At 46.1% G+C, this 2089-nt stretch carries 3 protein-coding genes; all 3 read right to left on the minus strand.

The features are described from left to right. Nucleotides 1-427 precede the first annotated feature (427 nt). Nucleotides 428-616 carry a polymorphic toxin type 47 domain-containing protein gene (locus tag AOA60_RS34665; protein ID WP_143522459.1) on the minus strand — a complete coding sequence of 63 codons (189 nt, stop codon included), beginning with the start codon at nucleotides 614-616 and terminating at the stop codon, nucleotides 428-430. Next, entirely contained in the window at nucleotides 573-1205 is a 633-nt protein-coding gene (locus tag AOA60_RS18245; protein WP_099585638.1) for a hypothetical protein, read from the minus strand. The genes AOA60_RS34665 and AOA60_RS18245 overlap by 44 nt, the downstream gene beginning before the upstream one ends. After that, on the minus strand, nucleotides 1202-2089 hold an 888-nt coding region (locus AOA60_RS34175), incomplete at its 5' end, for an RHS repeat-associated core domain-containing protein (protein WP_178075376.1). The genes AOA60_RS18245 and AOA60_RS34175, both read right to left, overlap by 4 nt.

Genomic DNA, 2089 nt, shown 5'->3' on the forward strand with positions numbered 1-2089 from the left:
GTTGTTGGTGGTGGCGTGGGGGTGATGGGCGTTTCGTTAGCTTAAGCCCAACTTACGCAGCTATGGTCATCCATGAAAACCAAGAACGATAAATTTATATCAGTCACCCAGAACGGATATCCAGTCGTCTCAGATAAGACTTGTTGAAGTTGGAGTGAGTCTCCGATTTCCCAGGCTCTGTAGGCGGTATCGAAGACAACTAGGAGCAGATGGTTACACTGAATCCGCTTTGATATTTCCTGCCAAAAGCCTGGGTTGTATTCAGTACCCTTAGCTATCAGGCAAGTTGGGTCGAGGATGTTCTCTCCTTCCCTGAAAAAATATCGACAAAGAGAAACGGTCAAGGCATTCAGTTCTTCCGGGTTAGGCTCCTTATGTTGAATACATAAGTCATTTAAAGCTTCATTGATCTCTGTTTTAAGGTAGCTCATTGAGGGGTACCCATCCTGGACCTGCTTATAGGGAGTAGTTCCAATAGGACATGACCTCTTTTGGCACCGCCCGTGCCTCGCTTTCCAGCTGTCTGGTAGCCAATAAAATTATGTTGTAATTCTACTTTTTGTAACCTGCCTCTAGCTGTGAATATATGTGTAAATATCTTTTTGCTGGATTTCATTAATGTCCATTTTTTGAATGATATCACTCAGGATCGGTAAATGTTCTGAGTGACAAATGAGCTGAGCTGTACCATGAGTTTCTGCGTCGTAAAATCTGAAAGATATAGAGAGGTTGTCGGCGAGCACTAGTTTTATGTCGTCAGTGGTTGAAATGCAGTCGAGGTCACTTAACCTGCGCCAAGTGTTTTCGTTTTTGCTATTTTGCTTTTGCATTAACGTTATACAGGTCCGGTAAACTGCCATTCGTGTAGGATCTATTTTGAAAGGGTCAGGGTTGAGTAAGGTTACTTGAGAGTAAATCTCTGTTAATTCATGTTTTTTAAGAACGTCTCCTGGGGTTGAAGTTTTAGCAAAATTCTTGAGTGATAAGTACTCTTGGGAATTATTGAAGTAAGGCGCCAGTTTTGTATGCCATTGAACAATTTTTGGCCAATGTTGCGCAAGCGATGAGCTGAATTCACACCAAGTCTTCCAAACGCTTGCATAGTCTTGATTGAGTAGCGTAATTGTTACGAACTGTTCATCGTCGCTATGATGTGTCTGATCCCAAGGATGGATGCCAATCTTCTTTATAAATACAGTTTTCATGTTCGCCTCTTAAAATATGAATGATTGTCTGCATGGTTTTTTAACGGTACAGATTTTCCATCAATGCTGGCCTCCGTATTGAAGTGTGGGCCAAGGTTACCTTTTTTATGGCCCAGTGAATGTTCAAGAATTTCTATTTGTCGTTCAAGTAGTTCAAATGTATAGACTCTACCTTCGACGTGTTGGTTTTGGTCGGTAATCTTAACTTTTCGTATTATTGAAGGGTGTTGATTTTTTGGAACGCCACCTATTTTTTTTGCTCTTCTAAATGCACCGTTTCTAGAAAGCTTACTGTCAGCGCCCTTTGGTATCTTGGCATCGCCTTCGTCTACCTTGGCATATTTTTCCGGCTTATCAGCATCGTGTGTGGGTTTGCATCCATCCCCACCTGGGCACGAGCTCAACCCCAGCGGATCCACCCACCCGGTCGGATTCGGCACGTACTGGTAGGCATTGATCCCACCCGCCAACTTCACCGGGTCCGGCGTCAGGTAGCGGCCAACATCTGGATTGTAGTAGCGATGACGGTTGTAGTGCAGCCCGCTTTCCGCATCGAAGTACTGCCCTTGAAACCGCAGCGGATTGTCGATTTTGCTTACGTCGAGCCGGGCGATCTGACCGTAGGCGCGGTAATTCGCGGACCAGACGATTTCGCCGTCTGGGTCTGTGAGTTCCTGCGGCGTGCCGAGGTGGTCGAGTTGGTAGTGGTAGGGCTGGGTTTCGCTTGGCCCAAAGCCTTCCAGTAGTGCCAACGGGCGGAAGCTGTCGGGTTCGTAGATGAAGCTTCGGTGGCGATCCGCATGGTGCTCGGCGATCAGCTTGTCGCCTTGCCAGAAAAACTCCGTGGTTAAACCGTCGACAGTCTTGCTGATACGCCGTCCAAA

Origin of the sequence: Pseudomonas sp. 2822-17 (assembly GCF_002742485.1) — a bacterium.
Taxonomy (GTDB): domain Bacteria; phylum Pseudomonadota; class Gammaproteobacteria; order Pseudomonadales; family Pseudomonadaceae; genus Aquipseudomonas; species Aquipseudomonas cyclaminis.